Genomic DNA, 16,168 nt, shown 5'->3' with positions numbered 1-16,168 from the left:
GAACCGGGCGCGCCGCCCGCGGTCCGTGCCCCGATCCGGCCCACCCGGCCCCGAATTCCCTTGCAACGAAAGGTGTTTCGATCGTGACCACTGTCGACTCGTACAACCCCGCCGACCCCGGCGACCTGGTCGTCTCCGCACCTGCCGTGGGGGCGGCCGGAGTCGAGGAGGCGATCGGGCGGGCGCGGGCCGCCCAGCGGGAGTGGTGGGCGCTCGGGGCGGCGGGACGGTCGGCGGCGCTCGGCCGCGCCGCGGCGGCCGTGGAGGCGGCCACCGAGGAACTGGTCGCGCTGACGGTCCGCGAGGTCGGCAAGCCGGTCGCCGAGGCCCGCGGCGAGGTCGCCCGGACGGTGGCGATCTGGCGCTACTACGCGCAGGCCCCGTTCGCCGCCGCCGGCGAGGTCCACGAGCCCGCCGCCGGGTCCGGCCTGCTGCTGACCCGCCGTCGGCCGTACGGCGTGGCCGGACTGGTGACGCCGTGGAACTTCCCGCTGGCCATCCCGACCTGGAAGGCCGCGCCCGCGCTGGCCGTCGGCAACACCGTCGTGCTGAAGCCCGCCCCGGAGGCGACGGCCTGCGCGCTGCGCCTCGCCGAGCTGGCCGGCCTGCCGGACGGCGTGCTGACGGTGGTGCCCGGCGGAGGCGAGGAGGGCGCGGCGCTGGTCGCCGGCGCCGACGTCGTCTCGTTCACCGGCTCGACCGCCGTCGGCCGCCAGGTCGTCGCGACGGCCGCCGGGCGGGGCGTCCCGGTGCAGGCCGAGATGGGCGGGTTGAACGCCGCCCTGGTCCTGCCGGACGCCGACTTCGCGCAGGCCGCCGCGCACCTCGCCTCGGCGATCGCCGGCTACGCGGGCCAGAAGTGCACCGCCACCAGCCGGGTGATCGCCGTCGGCGACGCGTACGGGCCGCTGGCGGAGGCGCTCGCCAAGGCGCTCGCGCAGCTCCCGGCCGCGGACCCGGCGGCGGCGTCCACCGCGTGCGGGCCGGTGATCAACCGCCAGGCGCTGGAGCGGCTGCTCACCGCGATCGACAGCGCGAAGGCGGCCGGGGCGACGGTGCTCGCCGGCGGCGTCCGCGCGGACCGGGCCGGCTGGTACCTGGAGCCGACCCTGCTGGCCGACGTCCCCGCCGAACACCCGCTGGCGAACGAGGAGTTCTTCGGCCCCGTCGCGGTGCTGCTGCCCGCCGCCGACCTCGACGAGGCGATCGCCCTGGCCAACGGGACCCGGCACACCCTCGCCACCTCCGTCCACTCGCGCAGCCTGGACACCGCCCTGGCCGCCGCGGACCGGCTCGACGCCGGCATGATCCGGATCAACGCCCCCTCCAGCGGCGTCGACTTCCACCTTCCGTTCGGCGGCGCGAAGGCCGCGTCCTACGGCGCCCGCGAACAGGGCACGGCCGCGGCGGACTTCTACACCGCCTCCCGCACCGTCAGCCTGCTGCCGGCGGGCGGGAACTGACGACCCGCGCCACGACACCCGGCCGCGCCGCGGCACCGCGGTGCGGCGCGCGGTGTCGTGGCGCGGCGAGGTCCGGGGCCGGGGGCGGCGGTGCGGCGGGTCGGCCGGGTCCGGTGGCGCGTCGCTGCGGCGCGGCGCGGTCGGGTGCGCCGTGGGGGTGCGGCACCGGTGGAGGCACCGGATCGTGCCGTGCCCGGCGGTGCTTCCGGTCGCCGGGGTTCGCCGTCCGGCCGTTGCGTGTCGGCTGCGGCGCGGGCCGCGCCGGTGCGGTCGGCGGGGCGCGCCGCGTTCCTCCGGTCCGGGGGCGGGGCCGCCGGGTCGTTTCTGCTCTGTCCATCGTCAATGTGCGTACTGCCGTGGAGAATTGATGAACATCACCACCACTGACTATCACACCGCCGGGGAGCCGTTCCGGATCGTCACCGGGGGCCTGCCGCCGGTGCCCGGCGACAGTGTGGCCGAGCGGCGGGCGATCGCGATCGGGGCCGGCGGGACGGCGACGTCGCCGCGGGCGAGTGCGCTGGACGACGTGCGGCGGCTGCTGACCCGGGAGCCGCGCGGGCACGCGGGGATGTACGGCGGGTTCGTGGTGGCGGCGGACGACGGGGAGGCCGACTTCGGGGTGCTGTTCTGGCACAAGGACGGCTACTCCACGGCATGCGGGCACGGGACGATGGCGCTCGGGGTGTGGGCGGTGGACACCGGCCGGGTGGCCGCGCCGGACGACGGCACCGCGCTGGTGCGGATCGACGTGCCCTCGGGGCGGGTGACCGCCACCGTGCACCGGCGCGGCGGGCGCAGCACGGCGGTGACCTTCCGCAACGTGCCGACCCGGGTGCTCGCCCGGAAGGTCGAACTCGCCACCTCCCGCGGCGCGGTGACGGTGGACCTGGCGCACTCCGGAGCGGTGTACGCCTCGCTGCCGGCGGCCGCGCTCGGCCTGTCCGTCGTCCCGGAACGGCTGCCCGAACTGACCGCCGCCGGGCGGGAGATCAGGGCCGCGCTGGACGGGCACCCGGCGCTCGCGGCGTACCGGGACGGGGTGTACGGCGTCATCCTGTACGACGAGCTGCCCGACACGCCGTCGGGGCCGCACCAGCGCAACGTCACGGTGTTCGCGGACGGGCAGATCGACCGCTCGCCGTGCGGCTCGGGGACGTCCGCCCGACTGGCGCTGCTCGCCGACGAGGGCGTGCTCGGGCCGGCGCAGACGCTGCGCCACGACTCGGTCATCGGGACGGTGTTCACCGGCCGGGTCCGCGAGCGGGTCGGCGACGGCGTGGTCACCGAGGTCACCGGCACCGCGCACCGCACCGGCGAGCACCGCTTCGTGCTGGACGGCGACGACACCCTCGGCGCGGGGTTCCTGCTGTGAACCAGGGCCTGGAACCGACGCTGGACCTGACGCTCGACCACGCGGCCGCCGTCGAGGCGCTGGAGCGCGCGCTGCTGGACGGGCTGGACGTGGAGCACTGCCCGCAGCGCTCCGCGGTGCCGGTGCCGGCGGGGGAGCTGCTGCTGATGCCCGCCGCGGTCGGCGCCTTCGCCGGGGTGAAGGTCGCGGGGGTGGCGCCGGCCAACCCGGCGGCGGGGCTGCCCCGGATCACCGGCAGCTACCTGCTGCTGGACGGCCCGACGCTGCAGCCGCTCGCCCTGCTGGACGGCGCGGCGCTCACCGCGCTGCGCACGCCGGCCGTCACCGCGCTCGCGCTGCGCGCGCTCGCCGGGCCGGACGCCGCGCACCTGGTGGTGTTCGGCGCCGGCCCGCAGGCGTTCGGGCACGTGGCGGCGGTGCGCGCGGTGCTGCCGCTGGAGCGGGTGACGGTGGTGGCGCGGCGGCCCGGCCCGGCGGCCGAGCTGGTGCGGTACGCGGCAGGGCTGGGCCTGGACGCGGCGGTGGGCGGCCCGGCGGCGGTGGCGGAGGCGGACCTGGTGGTGTGCTGCACCACGGCGCGCACCCCGCTGTTCGACGGGCGGCTGGTGCCGGACGGCGCCGCGGTCGCGGCGGTCGGCTCGCACGAGCCGGACGCCCGCGAGGTGGACGCCGAACTGGTGGGCCGCGCCCAGCTGTTCGTGGAGGCGCGGGCGGTGGCCCGGCGGGAGGCCGGGGACCTGCTGATGGCCGGGGCGGCGGAGGAACGGCAGATCAATCTGTCGGAACTGGTGACCGGAGGGGCGGTTGTCCGCCATGATCGGCCGAGGCTGTTCAAGAGCGTCGGCATGGCCTGGCAGGATCTGGCGGTGGCGGCGGCCCAGTACGCTTCCGTCCGGCCGGACGGAAGCGGATCAAGGCGTTCACTCTCCGCAACGTGACATTGTACAATGGCGGTTCTGTTGAAGCCCCGGAGGAACGCCATGTCGGACCTGAAGCCCCGCAACCTCATCTCCGTCCAGGAGCGGCTGCGCGACCAGGTCGCCCACGCCCTGCGCGCCGCCCTGATCTCCGGCGAACTGCGCCCGGGCGTGGTCTACTCGGCGCCCGCGCTGGCCGCCGACTTCGGGGTCTCCGCGACGCCCGTCCGCGAGGCGATGCTCGACCTGGCCCGCGAGGGCCTGGTCGAGGCCGTCCGCAACAAGGGCTTCCGGGTCACCGAGCTCAGCGAGCGGGACCTCGACGAGTTCACCGAGATCCGCGCCCTGATCGAGGTCCCCACCGTCGGCCGGGTCGCCCGCACCGCCACCGCCGACCAGCTGGAGGCGCTGCGCCCGCAGGCCGAGGCGATCGTCGCGGCCGCCCGCAAGCACGACCTGATCGGCTACCTGGAGGCCGACCGCCAGTTCCACCTGGACCTGCTGGCCCTCGCCGGCAACGCCCGCCTGGTGGAGACCGTCGGCGACCTGCGCAAGCGCTCCCGCCTGTACGGCCTCAACCGGCTCGACCAGCGCGGCGAGCTGGTCTCCTCCGCCGAGGAGCACCTCGAACTGCTGGACGTGCTGCTCACCGGCGACGCCAAGGCCGCCGAGGAGTGCATGACCCGCCACCTCGGCCACATCCGCCACCTGTGGGCGGCCGACGACCTGTCCTGACGGCCCGTCAGGAGCGGGGCGTGCGGCTGCGCGCGGAGTGGCCGAGCTCCGCGCCCAGCCCGAAGTAGTGCCGGAAGTTGTACACCAGCGGGCTCCACGCGGCCGGCTCCACGTAATCGGTGCCCGGCACGGTGATCGACTCCGCCGCGTGCACCCGCAGCACCTGCACCTCGACGACCAGGAACTCCCCGGTGGCGTCCGCCCGCAGGTCCGCCACCCGGGCCTCCAGCTGCAGCGGGCACTCGGCGACCCGGGGCGGCGCGACCAGCTCCGCGGGCTGCGCGGTCAGGCCGGCGTGCCCGAACTTGTCGCGGACGAAGTGCGGCGCGTCCGCCCGGCCGGTGGTGCCGCCCAGCCGCTCCACCTGCCGCCACAGGCCCGGCCCCGGCACGTTCACCACCAGTTCGGGCCGGGCGGCGAGGTTGCGGGAGGTCTGCCCGTCCGGGCCGAGACCCAGCACCACGGTGCGGTCCAGCGCCCACGCGGAGGAGATCGGCGCGAGATTGACCGCGCCGTCCGGGTCGATCGTGCTCAGCAGCACCACCGGCGTGCCGAAGTACAGGATGTGCGGCTCCACCACGCGGTGGGAGGTCTGGTCGTCGTGCATGCCGCCGACCGTAGGCCCGGAACCCTTCGGCCCCCGCCGAAGTGTCGGCACGGCACCATGGACGGGTGGACACCCCGCTCAGCGCCCGCCGGCTCGCCGACACCGCGGCCCTGCTCGCCGACCCGACCAGGGCCGCGATCTGCCTCGCCCTGCTCGACGGCCGGGCCTGGACGGCCGGCGAACTCGCCCGCCACGCGAAGGTCGCCGCCTCCACCGCCACCGGCCACCTCAACCGGCTGGCCGCCGCCGGGCTGCTCGCCGAGGAACGCCAGGGCCGCCACCGCTACCTGCGGCTCGCCGGGCCCGTCGCCGCCGAACTCGTCGAGGCGCTCGCCCAGTTCGCCGGCGGTCCGGCGGCCCCCGCGACCTCGCTGCGGGCCGCCCGCCGGGACGGCGAACTCGCCCGCGCCCGCACCTGCTACGACCACCTCGCCGGGGCGCTCGGCGTCGCCGTCGCCGACGCAATGACCGCCCGCGGCCTGCTCGACGACCGGCACGGACTCGCCCTCACCCCCGCCGGCGCCCGCTGGCTGGCCGACCAGGGCGTCGCGGTCGCGCCCGGTCGGCGCGCCGCCGTCCGGGCCTGCCTGGACTTCACCGAACGCCGCCCGCACCTGGCCGGCGCCGTCGGCGCCGCCCTGTGCGGGCACGCGCTGACGGCGGGCTGGGTGGAGCGGCGGCCCGACAGCCGGGCGGTACGGGTGACGGCCGCCGGGGAGCGGGCCCTGCACGAGCTGCTCGGCGTCCGGTGGGCCGCCGCCTAACGGGCCGTCAGGCGGCCGTCCTGCATCTCCAGCACCCGGTCGGTGCGGGCGAGCAGATCACGGTCGTGGGTGACCATCACCGTCGCCGTGCCGTGCGTGCGGGTGACCTCGGCGAGCAGTTCGACCACCTGCGCGCCGCGCTCGTGGTCCAGCGCCGAGGTCGGCTCGTCGACCAGCAGCACCGACGGGCTGCCGAACAGGGCGCGGGCGATGTTCACCCGCTGGCGCTCGCCGCCGGACAGCTGGTGCGGGCGGCGCAGCTGCTTCGGGCCGGCCAGGCCGACCGACGCCAGCAGCTCCTCGGCCCGCTGCCGGGCGGCCGCCGGCCGGCGGCCGCGGACCGACTCCAGCACCAGCAGCTGCTCCACGGCCGTCAGCGAGGCCAGCAGGTTCGACTGCTGGAAGACGATGCCGAGGCGCTCGCGGCGCAGCGACGTCCGCTCCCGGTCGCCGAGCGCGCCCGCGTCCACGCCGTCGATCAGCACCTGGCCGCGGTCGGGGCGCAGCAGCGTCGCCGCGACCGCCAGCAGGCTGGACTTGCCGCAGCCCGACGGGCCCACCACGGCCACGAACTCGCCCGGTGCGACCGACAGTTCGACGTCGTCCAGGGCGGTCAGGCGGCTCTCGCCGTCCGGGTAGGTGAGGGTGACGCCGCTCAGCGCGAGGCCGGTGCGGACGGCGGTGGTGGTGGTCATGGCAGAGTCCTTCCGGGAGTCGGGTGCGGCGGTCATCGGTTGGCGCCGAGCGCGGCGAGCGGGTCCACGGCGGTGATCCGGCGCACCGCGAGGGCCGCGCCGAGCAGGCCGAGCACCACCATCGCGCCGACCGGCACCGCGACCGTCAGCACGCCCACGTCGAACGGCACCGCGGAGGAGGCGAACGCCCCGCCGGCCGCGCCGATCGCCCCGCCCAGCAGCGCGCCCGCCAGCAGCACGGCCGCGGCCTGGGCGAGCGCGTCGCGCACCAGGTAGCCGCTGGACGCGCCGACGGCCTTCAGCACCGCGATGTCCGGCCGGCGCTGCACCGTCCACACCGTGAAGAACGCGCCGACCACCAGGGCGCTGACCGCGAACAGGAAGCCCTGGATCATCTGCAGGCTGCCCCGCTCCGCCGAGTACCCGTTGATGCCCGCCAGCGCGTCGCCGCGGGGGACCGCCTTCAGGTCGGAGGGCAGGTCCTTCGGGGAGCCGTGCACCGCGACCGCGGTCGCCTGCTTCTGGCCGGACACCTGCTGCCACGTCGCGGGAGTCGTCCACACGCTCGGCGCGTGCGAGAGCGAGCGCTCGGCGGTGACGCCGCTGACGGTCAGCTTCTCCGCGCCCAGGGTGACCTGGCTGCCGGGGGACAGCCGGTACTCCTTCGCCGTGTCGGCGCCGACCGCGACCTCGCCGTCCTTCGGCGCCGAGCCGGCCGACACCGGCGGCAGCAGCGCCGCGTCGGTGCCCAGCACGCTCACCGAGGCCGCGCCGCCCGGCGCCGTCAGCCTGGTCATCGCCACCCCCAGCGGGTGGGCGTCCTCGGTGCCCCGGGCCGCCGCCACCTTCGCCTGCTGATCGGCCGTCACCGTGCTGGACGCGAACGACACCTCCGGCTCCGCGCCCGCCGGCGCGCCGAACACCACGCCGTCCACCGGGAGTTCGGCGATCGTCGAGGACGCCGCCGAGGACAGCCCGCCGGTCAGGCCGTACAGGAACACCACCAGGGTCGTGATCAGGGTGACCACCGCGCCCATCAGGGCGAACCGCCCCTTGGCGAAACGGATGTCACGCAATGCGACGAACACGGGAAACCTTCCGAAGGACAAGCCGGACGAGACCACTCCACCTTCGCGTCTCCGCGCCGTCCTGCCATCGGAGAGACGGGCGGACTGCGCACCCACCGGGCGGTGCACCCGAAAATCCATCGAACGGTTGATGCCGCGCCGCACCGACCCGCGTCCCGCGCCCCGTACCCTCGGAAAGCGTGCCCCGTACCGAACCACCCGCCCCCGAGCCGCACCGCTCGCCCGCAGGCCCGACACCCGCCCTGCGGCTGGCCAACCTCGCCGTGCACGGCCTGTTCTTCACGCTGCTCGCCGTGCTGCTGATCCGCGCCGCCGCCGACGGCGCGCTCGGCGCGGCCGGCTGGGCCCTCGCCGGGGCGCTCACCGTCGTGTACGCCGCCGGCGGCGCGCTGCGGCAGATCCGCGAATCACGCGTCCTGGGCACCGCCTGGCTCGCCGCCGTCGCCCTGCTGTGGATCGAACTCACCCTCCAGCACCCCGAGTTCAGCTACCTCGCGTTCCCGCTGTACTTCGTCTGCCTGCACGTCCTGCCGGTGCGCTGGGCCCTGCCCGCCGTCGCCGTCATGACCGTCGCCGTGGTCGCGGCCCAGGCCACCACCCCCGGCGGGCTCACCACCGCCAAGATCATCGGCCCGCTCGCCGGAACCGCCGTCGCCCTGCTCACCGCCTACGGCTGGGCCGCCCTCTACCGGGAGAGCCGGGCCCGCCAGCAGCTCATCGACGACCTGGTCCGCACCCGCGGCGAACTCGCCGCCAGCCAGCGCGAGGCCGGCCGCCTCGCCGAACGCCAGCGTCTCGCCCGCGAGATCCACGACACCCTCGCCCAGGGCCTGGCCGGCATCGTGCTGCTCGCCCGCGACGCCGCCGCCGAACTCCCCGACGAGCCGTCGGCCGCCGCCCCGCTGCTGCGCGAGATCGAGCAGACCGCCTCCGCCAACCTCGCCGAGGCCCGCCGCTTCGTCCACGCCCTCACCCCGCCCGCCCTCGACGACACCACCCTCACCGACGCACTGCGCCGCCTCGCCGACGGCGCCGACGCCGCCTTCCACCTCGACGGCGAGCCCTACCCGCTGCCCGTCGAGGCCGAGGTCGCCCTGCTGCGCCTCACCCAGGAAGCCCTGGCCAACGCCGTCCGGCACGCAGCCGCCCAGCACATCGCCGTCACCCTCGCCTACCTCGACGACACCGTCACCCTCGACGTCTACGACGACGGCACCGGCTTCGACCCCGCCACCGCACCCGCCCCCGGCTCCTTCGGCCTGCACGGCATGCACGAACGCATCGCCGCCCTCGGCGGCACCCTCACCGTCGAATCCACCCCCGGCGAAGGCACCGCCGTCGCCGCGACGCTGCCGCTGCGCGCCATCGACCCGCCGGCCGCCGCCGACACCCCCGCACCCGGGGCCCGCCCGCAGACCCCGCCCGGCGCCGCGCTGCGGCTGCGTCGCGCGGGGGCACGCCTCACGGGGACACGCCTCACGGGGGCACGCCTCGCGGGGGTGCGCCGGTGATCCGGGTCCTGGTGGTGGACGACCACCCCGTGGTGCGGCGCGGCCTGCGCGCCATGGTCGACGACCTCGACGACGTCACCGCCGTCGGCGAGGCCGCCGACGGCGCGGCCGCGCTCGACCTGCTCGACACGCTCCCCGCCGGGCAGCGCCCCGACGTCGTCCTGATGGACCTTCAGATGGGCGCCGGCATGCACGGCGTCGAAGCCACCCGGCGGATCACCGCACTGCCCGACCCGCCCGCCGTCCTCGTCCTCACCACCTACTCCACCGACGCCGACATCCTCGCCGCCGTCGAAGCCGGCGCCACCGGCTACCTGCTCAAGGACGCCCCGCCGGAGGACCTCGCCGCCGCCATCCACGCCACCGCCCGCGGCGAGACCGTCCTCGCCCCGCCGGTCGCCGCCCGCCTGCTCGGCCGGGTCCGGGCCGGCCGCCCCACGCTCTCCCCGCGCGAGGCCGAGATCCTCCAACTCCTCGCCGAGGGCCTCCCCAACCGGCAGATCTCCAAGCGCCTGTTCATCAGCGAAGCGACCGTCAAGACCCACCTCGTCCACATCTACGACAAGCTCGGCGTCGACTCCCGCACCTCCGCCGTCGCCGCCGGCCTCGCCGCCGGAATCGTCCGACCCGCCGACCGCTGAGCCGCCCGGCGGACCCGGCCGGGCGGCGGGCCCGCGCTGCGCCGGATCGCCGAACGCGGCATCGGGGACGTCACGACGGGCGAGGCCGCCCGGGCCGCCGTGGGACGCGTCGTCTGCGGCCGACCCGCCGGGGACGCCGCCGCCACGCCCTCGCCGACGTCCTCGGTGCGGAACGCGGCGGAGCACCTGGCCCCCCTGACGGCCACTCGGACCGCCGCCTCGCCGGCCGTCCTCCGCGAACGCTCCTTCGCCCGCCCGGTCACCGGCCCCGCCGACCTCACTGCCCCGGCCTTCGCCGACGACCTCGAACCCGCCTTCGGCCTGCTGTCGGCCCCGGCGGGGTTCGAACGGATCGGCAGCCCGGACGAGAGGGCCGGCGCGGCGGGCCCGGGAACCGGGTCCGGGGCCCGGAACTCCCGGGCCCGGCGCGGACGTTTCCGCAGGGAGGGGCCGGAAGGCCCGCTGCCCGGACGAGGAGCTGGAGTTGAGCGACAGCATCGAGCACGGCCAGGTCGAGGTGAACGGGGTGCGGCTGCACCTCGCGGAGCAGGGCGAAGGGCCGCTGGTCCTGCTGCTGCACGGGTTCCCGGAGAGCTGGTACTCGTGGCGGCACCAGTTCGGCCCGCTGGCCGCAGCCGGATACCGGGTGGTCGCGCCGGACCAGCGCGGGTACGCCCGCAGCTCACGGCCGGAGGCGATCGACGCGTACACCCTGCTGCACCTGGTGGGCGACGTGACGGCACTGATCGGGGAGCTGGGCGCGCGACGGGCGGTGGTGGTCGGGCACGACTGGGGCGCTCTGGTCGCCTGGGCCACGGCGGCGCTGCGGCCGGACCTGGTGCGCGGGGTGGCCGGGCTGAGCGTGCCGCCGCTGCCGATGGGCGGACCGCCGCCGCTGCGTTCGCTCCAGGAGGCGTACGGGGAGGGCTTCTACCAGGTCTACTTCCAGGAACCGGGCCGGGCCGACGCCGAGTTGGCCACGGACGTCCGGACGAGCCTGCGACGCATCCTGTGCGGCGTGCAGCCCGACGGCGTACCGCGCCCGTGGATCGTCCCCGAGGGCGGCAAGCTCCTCGACACCCTCCCCGAGCCCGAGCGGCTCCCGCACTGGCTCACCGAGGCCGACCTCGACGCCTTCACCGCCGACTACGCCCGGCACGGCCGGCACGCGTTCACCGGCGGGCTCAACTGGTACCGCAACCTGGACCGGAACGCCGAACTCCTGGCCCCTTTCGCCGACCTGACGATCGACGTCCCGGCGCTGTACGCCGCGGGCGAGCAGGACCTGGTCAACGCGCTGGTCCCGCCGGAGGCGCTGGCCCATCTGCTGGGCCGACTGCCCCGACTGCACGGCCACCTCCGCCTCCCGGAGACCGGCCACTGGACCCAGCAGGAACGCCCCGCCGAGGTGAACGCGGCCCTGCTGGACTTCCTCGCCCACCTGGACGACTAGCGGAACGCCCCGACGTGGCGCCGCGCCCAGTCGGCGAAGCTGCGCGGGGCGCGGCCGAGGACCCGCTCGACGTCCGGGCTGACGCGCTGCTCGGCGGGCACGGGCGCGCCGAGGATGTCCAGCGTGGTGTCCGCGACGGGCTCCGGCAGGAACCGCAGCAGCTGCGCCCGCGCCTCCTCGCGGGTCTGCTCGACGAACCGGACGGGCTCGCCGAGCGCGGCGGCGAGCGACCCCGCCTGCTGACGGGGCGTCACGGCGGCCGGGCCGGTCAGCTCGTAGGCCTGCCCGCCGTGGCCGTCCGTGAGCAGCGCGGCGGCCGCGACCCCGGCGATGTCCTCCGGGTCGACGGACGGCAGGGCGACGTCCGCGAACGGGGCGGCGACGGTCCGGTGGGCGCGGACCGGCTCCGCCCAGGCGTACGCGTTGGAGTGGAAGCCGCCCGGTCGCAGGATCGTCCACTCCAGGCCCGACTGCCGCACGGCGTCCTCGAAGGCCCGGCCGATCACCCCGTGGGACTGCGACCCGGGCCGGGTCACCACGCCCAGCGAGGACAGCAGGACGACGCGGCCGATGCCGGCTGCCTTTGCCGCGCCCAGCACGGCGTTCGGGTCCACCAGGTGGGCGCTCGGCCCGCCGTTCTGCAGGAACAGGGCGTCGGCGCCGTCGAACACCGGTCGCAGGCTCTCCGGATCGGCCAGGTCGGCGCGGTGGTGGGCCACGTGCGCGGGGACGTCCGCCGCCGAGACGTTCCGGGACGTGGCGGTGGTCCGCGCACCGGACCCGGCCAGGGCCCGCACCAGCGCGCCGCCCACGTTGCCGGTCCCGCCGGTCACTACGATCATGTCAACTCCCGTTGTCCGCATGGCTGGTGCCGCAGCCGGGGCGGCGCCCCGGGCGGTGGGAGGACGCTAACAAGGCCGATACAGTAGGTACCTAGAGGAAAGCGACTACCCGTGGAGTGCCCGTGGCCGCCGACACCGGAGCAGGCCGGGCCCCGGCCCCCGGGACCGACCCCGAACTCGCCTGCCCCACCAGCGCCGTGGTCGACATCGTGTTCAGCCGCTGGACCACGCCGATCCTGTGGACCCTGCACACCCGGGGCCGGCAGCGCTTCGTCGAACTGGAACGCGCGATCGGCGCGATCACCCCGAAGGTGCTGACCCAGCGCCTGCGCCAACTCGAACGCGACGGCATGGTCCGCCGCACCTACCACCCCGAGGTCCCGCCCCGCGTCGAGTACGAGATCACCGACCTCGGCCGCACCCTGGCCCCGCTCTTCGCCGACCTCGCCCGGTGGGCCGCCACCCACCTCGACCAGGTCGAACAGGCCCGGCACGCCTACGACCAGGCACCCTGACGCCCCGTCAGGACGGCTCGCGGCGGAGGTGGACGAGGCGGCTGGCGTAGTCGCCCGGAGGGAGGTGGAGGTCGAGGCCGCGGTGGTGGAGGAGGGCGCCCGGGTGGGGGCGGCCGGTGTCGAGGTCGAGGTAGTGGGCGCGGGGGTCGAGGGCGGGGAGGCGCAGTGGGGGCGGCTGGTGGCCGAAGCGGGTGGTGGGGCGCCAGACGAGGACGGCGTGTTCGGTGTCGTCGGGGGCGGCGTAGTGGACGGCGGTGACGCCGTCGGGCGTGGGCGGGCGGTGCTGGCGGCCGTGCTGGACCAGCGGGCGGATGCGCTTGTAGCGGGCCACCAGGTCGGCGCACTCGGCGAGTTCGTCCTCGGTCCAGGCGGTCAGGTCGCCGCCGAGCCCGAGCACGCCGGCCATCGCGACGTGGGCGCGGAAGCGCAGCGGGGTGCTGCGGCCGGTGGCGGGGTTCGGGGAGTCGGTGATCCAGGAGGCCATGGTGGCGGCGGGCAGCAGTTGGCCGTAGCCGTGCTGGATCGCGATCCGGTCGACCGGGTCGGTGTTGTCGGAGGGCCAGGTCTGGTCGGTGCGGGCCAGGATGCCGAGGTCGACCCGGCCGCCGCCGCCGGCGCAGGCCTCGATCCGCAGGTGCGGGTGGGCGTCGCGGAGCCGGTCCATGATCCGGTGGACGGCGCGGACGTGGTCGATCCACAGCCGGTCGGGGTCGTCCTGCCCGGGTCGGCCGGCTTCGGTGAAGGGCCGGTTGGCGTCCCATTTGAGCCAGTCGACGTCGTTGTCGCGGACGAGCCGGTCCAGCGTGTCCAGCGCCCACGCCTCCACCTCGGGCCGTGAGAAGTCCAGCACCAGCTGGTTGCGCAGCTCGGATGCGGTGCGGGTGGGGGAGTGGACGACCCAGTCGGGGTGGGCGCGGTACAGGTCGCTGTCGCGGTTGACCATCTCGGGTTCGACCCACAGGCCGAAGGCCATGCCGAGGCGGTGCACCTGTTCGGCGAACGGGCGCAGGCCGTCGGGGAAGGCGGCGGGGCGGGGCGTCCAGTCGCCGAGGCCGGCGCGGTCGTCGCGGCGGGCGCCGAACCATCCGTCGTCGAGGACGAAGAGTTCGGCGCCGAGTGCGGCCGCGCGTTCGGCGAGGCGCAGCTGTCCGGGGTGGGAGACGTCGAAGTGGGTGGCCTCCCAGGAGTTGTAGACCACGGGCCGGTCGGACGCGGCGTCGGGCAGCACGTGGGCGCGGACGTGGTCGTGCCAGGCGCGGCTGGCGGCGCCGAAGCCGCCGCGGGTGTACAGGCCGGCGAAGACGGGGGTGGTGAGCCGTTCGCCCGGCCGGAGCGTCCAGCCGATGCCCTCGTGGCCGAAGCCGCCGGTCCACGTGGTCCGGCCGACCGGGTCGCGGTGCACGGTGATGCGCCAACTGCCGCTCCAGGCGAGGGCGGTGGACCAGACTTCGCCGTGCTCCTCGGTGGCGGTGCCGTCGTCGAGGGCGAGCCAGGGGGAGGCGTGGTGGCCGGTGAGGCCGCGGCGGCCGGTCAGGACGGTCTCGGCGACGGGCAGGCGTTCGCGCCGGAGCTGGAACTCGCTGTTCCAGCCGCCGACCAGGTGCCCGATCCGGTAGTCGGGCAGTGGCGGCAGGGTCCAGGAGGCGGAGTCCAGCCGGTCGACGGTGATCGGCCCGTCGCCCGGGGAGCCGGTGTGGTGCAGTTCCGTCCAGCGTTCGACGACGTCGCCGTCGGGGCGGACGCGGTAGCAGAGTTCGGCGGTGAGCGGGAAGTGACGGTCGGTCAGCAGGATCCGCAGGCCGTCGCCGGTGACCCGGGGTTCGGCGGGCCCCCACTGGGCGCCGCGGGTGCCGTCGGCGAACCGGACCTGGAGTCCGGCGGGGCCGAACCGGGCGCCGGTCTGCGGGGCGAGTTCGTCGGCGGCGGCCCAGGCCTCGAAGCTGCTGTCCGCGGGGGAGCGCGGCGCGGCGAGCGCGTCGAGGGCGGCCGGGTCGATCGGCGGCCCCCAGTACAGGTGACGGGGGCTGCCGTCGGCGTCCAGGCGCAGGGCGTAGAGGCTGCCCGGCGTGCGGAGTTCGGCGACACCGCGGGCCGGGTCGAAGGAGACGGGCGGGAGCGTGACGGGCACGGTGGTCACCAGGGGTTGCGGAGGCCGAGGAGCGGGACAGGTGCCCGGAGCGGTCGGGCCCGGGGGCTCAACTGGCGTGCCGGACAAGGAAATCGGGGCCGAGCGTAGGGCCGTCCGGTGACCGAAATCAATACTGGACGAAGTTATTTAATCGGCGCTAGGTTGCCGCCGTGTTCCCGAATCCATCACGTCCGCTGGTTTCTGCGCCGGCCGAAACGGCCGTCCTCGCCCTGCTGTTGGCCGAAGGGCCGCTCAGCCGGGTCGAGCTGGCGCGGCGCACCGGCCTGTCCTCCACCGCGGTCACCAAGGCCGCGAAGCCGCTGATCGAGGACGGCTACCTGTTCGAACTGCCCCCGGAGCGCACCGCGCCGGGCGCCGGCCGCCCGGTGAACCCGCTGGCGGTCAGCCCCGACCGGGAGTTCTTCGTCGGCGTCAAGATCAGCGCGGACACCCTGTACGGCGCGGTCTGCGACCTGCGCGCCCAGGTCCGGACCACCGCCGGCCGCCCGCTCGGCGACCGCGGCCCCGAGGCCGTGTGCGCCCTGCTGGCCGAGCTGGTCACCGAACTGCTCGCCGCCGACCCGGCCTACCGCCCGCGCACCCGGCACCTCGGGATCGCGGTCTCCGGGGACGTCGACCGCCCCGCCGGACGGGTCCGCTACTCCGTCCTGCCCGGCTGGCGCGACGTCCCGTTCGCCGACATGGCCGCCGCCGCAACAGGCCTGACGGTCACTCTGGAGAACGACGTCAAGGCCCTCACCGCCGCCGAGCACTGGTTCGGCGAGGGCATCGGCACCGAGTACTTCGCGCTGGTCACCATCGGCGCGGGCATCGGCTCCGGACTCGTCGTCAACGGCCGGCCGATCGCCGGCGCCCACGGCGTGGCCGGCGAACTGGGACACATCGGCGTCGATCCGAACGGGCCGCGCTGCCACTGCGGATCGGTCGGCTGCGTCGAGGCGATCGCCTCCACCGACGCCGTCCTCGGCGCGATCCGCCGCGCCAGCGACCGGCCCGACCTGGACTTCGCCGCCGCCGTGCGAGCCGCGCGGGCCGGCGACCGGATCGCCCGGGACGCCTTCGCCCGGGCCGGGCGGGCGATCGGCGTCGGCATCGCGAACCTGGTGAACCTGATCGGCCCCGAACGGGTCGTGGTCACCGGCGAAGGACTCGACACCTACGACCTGCTCGACACCCACATCCTGCACTCCTACGCCGCGCACTGCTTCGGCGCCGCCCAGTGCCCGCTGATCCTCCGCCCGCTCCCGTGGGAGGAATGGGCCCGCGGCGCCGCCGTCGTGGGCATCCAGGCCCTCCTGCCCTGACGGCCCCCGACCGGCCACCCCGCTCCGCAGCGTCATGACGGCTCGTCAACCCTCCACCGCCGTCCGGTCCCCCGGCGCACCGACAGCACCGTCACCCCCCACCCTCACC

General features: G+C 76.0%; 15 protein-coding genes. 10 read left to right on the top strand and 5 right to left on the bottom strand.

Annotated elements, in window-relative coordinates:
* Positions 1 to 83 precede the first annotated feature (83 nt).
* From ACFV1L_RS00645 to ACFV1L_RS00630, 4 genes are all read left to right on the top strand, one after another.
* Positions 84 to 1,463: an aldehyde dehydrogenase family protein gene (locus ACFV1L_RS00645; protein WP_380361618.1), complete on the top strand. Its 1,380-nt coding sequence runs from the start codon at positions 84 to 86 to the stop codon at positions 1,461 to 1,463.
* A gap of 367 nt (positions 1,464 to 1,830) precedes the next feature.
* A complete protein-coding gene (locus tag ACFV1L_RS00640; protein ID WP_380361616.1) occupies positions 1,831 to 2,838 on the top strand; it encodes a proline racemase family protein in 1,008 nt (335 codons plus the stop codon).
* Positions 2,835 to 3,776 carry an ornithine cyclodeaminase family protein gene (locus ACFV1L_RS00635; protein ID WP_380361615.1) on the top strand — a complete coding sequence of 314 codons (942 nt, stop codon included), beginning with the start codon at positions 2,835 to 2,837 and terminating at the stop codon, positions 3,774 to 3,776. The genes ACFV1L_RS00640 and ACFV1L_RS00635 overlap by 4 nt, the downstream gene beginning before the upstream one ends.
* Before the next feature lie 42 nt (positions 3,777 to 3,818).
* Positions 3,819 to 4,490 (top strand): GntR family transcriptional regulator, encoded by a 672-nt coding sequence (locus ACFV1L_RS00630; RefSeq protein WP_380361613.1) that lies wholly within the window; start codon positions 3,819 to 3,821, stop codon positions 4,488 to 4,490.
* 7 nt (positions 4,491 to 4,497) lie between these two features.
* On the opposite strand, the gene ACFV1L_RS00625 is transcribed toward ACFV1L_RS00630, so the two are convergent.
* Complete coding sequence (locus ACFV1L_RS00625) at positions 4,498 to 5,097, bottom strand: flavin reductase family protein (protein ID WP_380361611.1); 600 nt, start codon at positions 5,095 to 5,097, stop codon at positions 4,498 to 4,500.
* A gap of 65 nt (positions 5,098 to 5,162) precedes the next feature.
* On the opposite strand from ACFV1L_RS00625, the gene ACFV1L_RS00620 reads away from it, so the two are divergent.
* Positions 5,163 to 5,861 carry an ArsR/SmtB family transcription factor gene (locus tag ACFV1L_RS00620; protein WP_380361609.1) on the top strand — a complete coding sequence of 233 codons (699 nt, stop codon included), beginning with the start codon at positions 5,163 to 5,165 and terminating at the stop codon, positions 5,859 to 5,861.
* On the opposite strand, the gene ACFV1L_RS00615 is transcribed toward ACFV1L_RS00620, so the two are convergent.
* Both ACFV1L_RS00615 and ACFV1L_RS00610 read right to left on the bottom strand, forming a co-directional pair.
* On the bottom strand, positions 5,858 to 6,556 hold the full coding sequence (locus ACFV1L_RS00615; protein WP_380361607.1) for an ABC transporter ATP-binding protein: 699 nt from the start codon (positions 6,554 to 6,556) through the stop codon (positions 5,858 to 5,860). The two genes, ACFV1L_RS00620 and ACFV1L_RS00615, sit on opposite strands and share 4 nt — an antisense overlap.
* A gap of 32 nt (positions 6,557 to 6,588) precedes the next feature.
* Complete coding sequence (locus ACFV1L_RS00610; RefSeq protein WP_380361606.1) at positions 6,589 to 7,644, bottom strand: ABC transporter permease; 1,056 nt, start codon at positions 7,642 to 7,644, stop codon at positions 6,589 to 6,591.
* A gap of 179 nt (positions 7,645 to 7,823) precedes the next feature.
* Here ACFV1L_RS00610 and ACFV1L_RS00605 point away from each other — a divergent pair, with 179 nt between their 5' ends.
* The 3 genes from ACFV1L_RS00605 to ACFV1L_RS00595 all read left to right on the top strand — a co-directional run bounded on the left by ACFV1L_RS00605 (position 7,824) and on the right by ACFV1L_RS00595 (position 11,249).
* Positions 7,824 to 9,155: a sensor histidine kinase gene (locus tag ACFV1L_RS00605; RefSeq protein ID WP_380361604.1), complete on the top strand. Its 1,332-nt coding sequence runs from the start codon at positions 7,824 to 7,826 to the stop codon at positions 9,153 to 9,155.
* Positions 9,152 to 9,796: a response regulator gene (locus ACFV1L_RS00600; RefSeq protein WP_380361602.1), complete on the top strand. Its 645-nt coding sequence runs from the start codon at positions 9,152 to 9,154 to the stop codon at positions 9,794 to 9,796. The genes ACFV1L_RS00605 and ACFV1L_RS00600 overlap by 4 nt, the downstream gene beginning before the upstream one ends.
* A gap of 484 nt (positions 9,797 to 10,280) precedes the next feature.
* A complete protein-coding gene (locus tag ACFV1L_RS00595) occupies positions 10,281 to 11,249 on the top strand; it encodes an alpha/beta fold hydrolase (RefSeq protein ID WP_380361600.1) in 969 nt (322 codons plus the stop codon).
* On the opposite strand, the gene ACFV1L_RS00590 is transcribed toward ACFV1L_RS00595, so the two are convergent.
* Positions 11,246 to 12,091 (bottom strand): NAD(P)H-binding protein, encoded by an 846-nt coding sequence (locus tag ACFV1L_RS00590; RefSeq protein ID WP_380361598.1) that lies wholly within the window; start codon positions 12,089 to 12,091, stop codon positions 11,246 to 11,248. The genes ACFV1L_RS00595 and ACFV1L_RS00590 overlap by 4 nt on opposite strands.
* A 122-nt stretch (positions 12,092 to 12,213) precedes the next feature.
* Between ACFV1L_RS00590 and ACFV1L_RS00585 the strand changes: the two genes are divergently transcribed.
* Positions 12,214 to 12,606, top strand: coding sequence for a winged helix-turn-helix transcriptional regulator (locus tag ACFV1L_RS00585; protein ID WP_380361597.1), 393 nt, complete (start codon positions 12,214 to 12,216; stop codon positions 12,604 to 12,606).
* Positions 12,607 to 12,613: 7 nt separating this feature from the next.
* Here the strand turns inward: ACFV1L_RS00585 and ACFV1L_RS00580 are convergent, their stop codons facing one another.
* The gene (locus ACFV1L_RS00580; RefSeq protein ID WP_380361595.1) at positions 12,614 to 14,743 is read right to left on the bottom strand and encodes an alpha-galactosidase; all 2,130 of its coding nucleotides are present in this window, start codon (positions 14,741 to 14,743) and stop codon (positions 12,614 to 12,616) included.
* Positions 14,744 to 14,904: 161 nt separating this feature from the next.
* On the opposite strand from ACFV1L_RS00580, the gene ACFV1L_RS00575 reads away from it, so the two are divergent.
* Positions 14,905 to 16,059 carry an ROK family protein gene (locus tag ACFV1L_RS00575; protein WP_380361593.1) on the top strand — a complete coding sequence of 385 codons (1,155 nt, stop codon included), beginning with the start codon at positions 14,905 to 14,907 and terminating at the stop codon, positions 16,057 to 16,059.
* The last annotated feature ends 109 nt before the right edge of the window (positions 16,060 to 16,168 follow it).

This window comes from Kitasatospora sp. NPDC059646 (assembly GCF_042734615.1).
GTDB lineage: Bacteria > Actinomycetota > Actinomycetes > Streptomycetales > Streptomycetaceae > Kitasatospora.
Note: the sequence above shows the minus strand (reverse complement) of the source record. Positions and strands in the feature narration are given on the sequence as shown.

What these genes read in the sequence shown, in the direction of transcription:
- ACFV1L_RS00590 (WP_380361598.1), bottom strand. Translation starts at nt 12,091, where the DNA reads ATGATCGTAGTGACCGGCGGGACCGGCAACGTGGGCGGCGCGCTGGTG.
- ACFV1L_RS00630 (WP_380361613.1), top strand. Translation starts at nt 3,819, where the DNA reads ATGTCGGACCTGAAGCCCCGCAACCTCATCTCCGTCCAGGAGCGGCTG.
- ACFV1L_RS00615 (WP_380361607.1), bottom strand. Translation starts at nt 6,556, where the DNA reads ATGACCACCACCACCGCCGTCCGCACCGGCCTCGCGCTGAGCGGCGTC.
- ACFV1L_RS00625 (WP_380361611.1), bottom strand. Translation starts at nt 5,097, where the DNA reads ATGCACGACGACCAGACCTCCCACCGCGTGGTGGAGCCGCACATCCTG.
- ACFV1L_RS00640 (WP_380361616.1), top strand. Translation starts at nt 1,831, where the DNA reads ATGAACATCACCACCACTGACTATCACACCGCCGGGGAGCCGTTCCGG.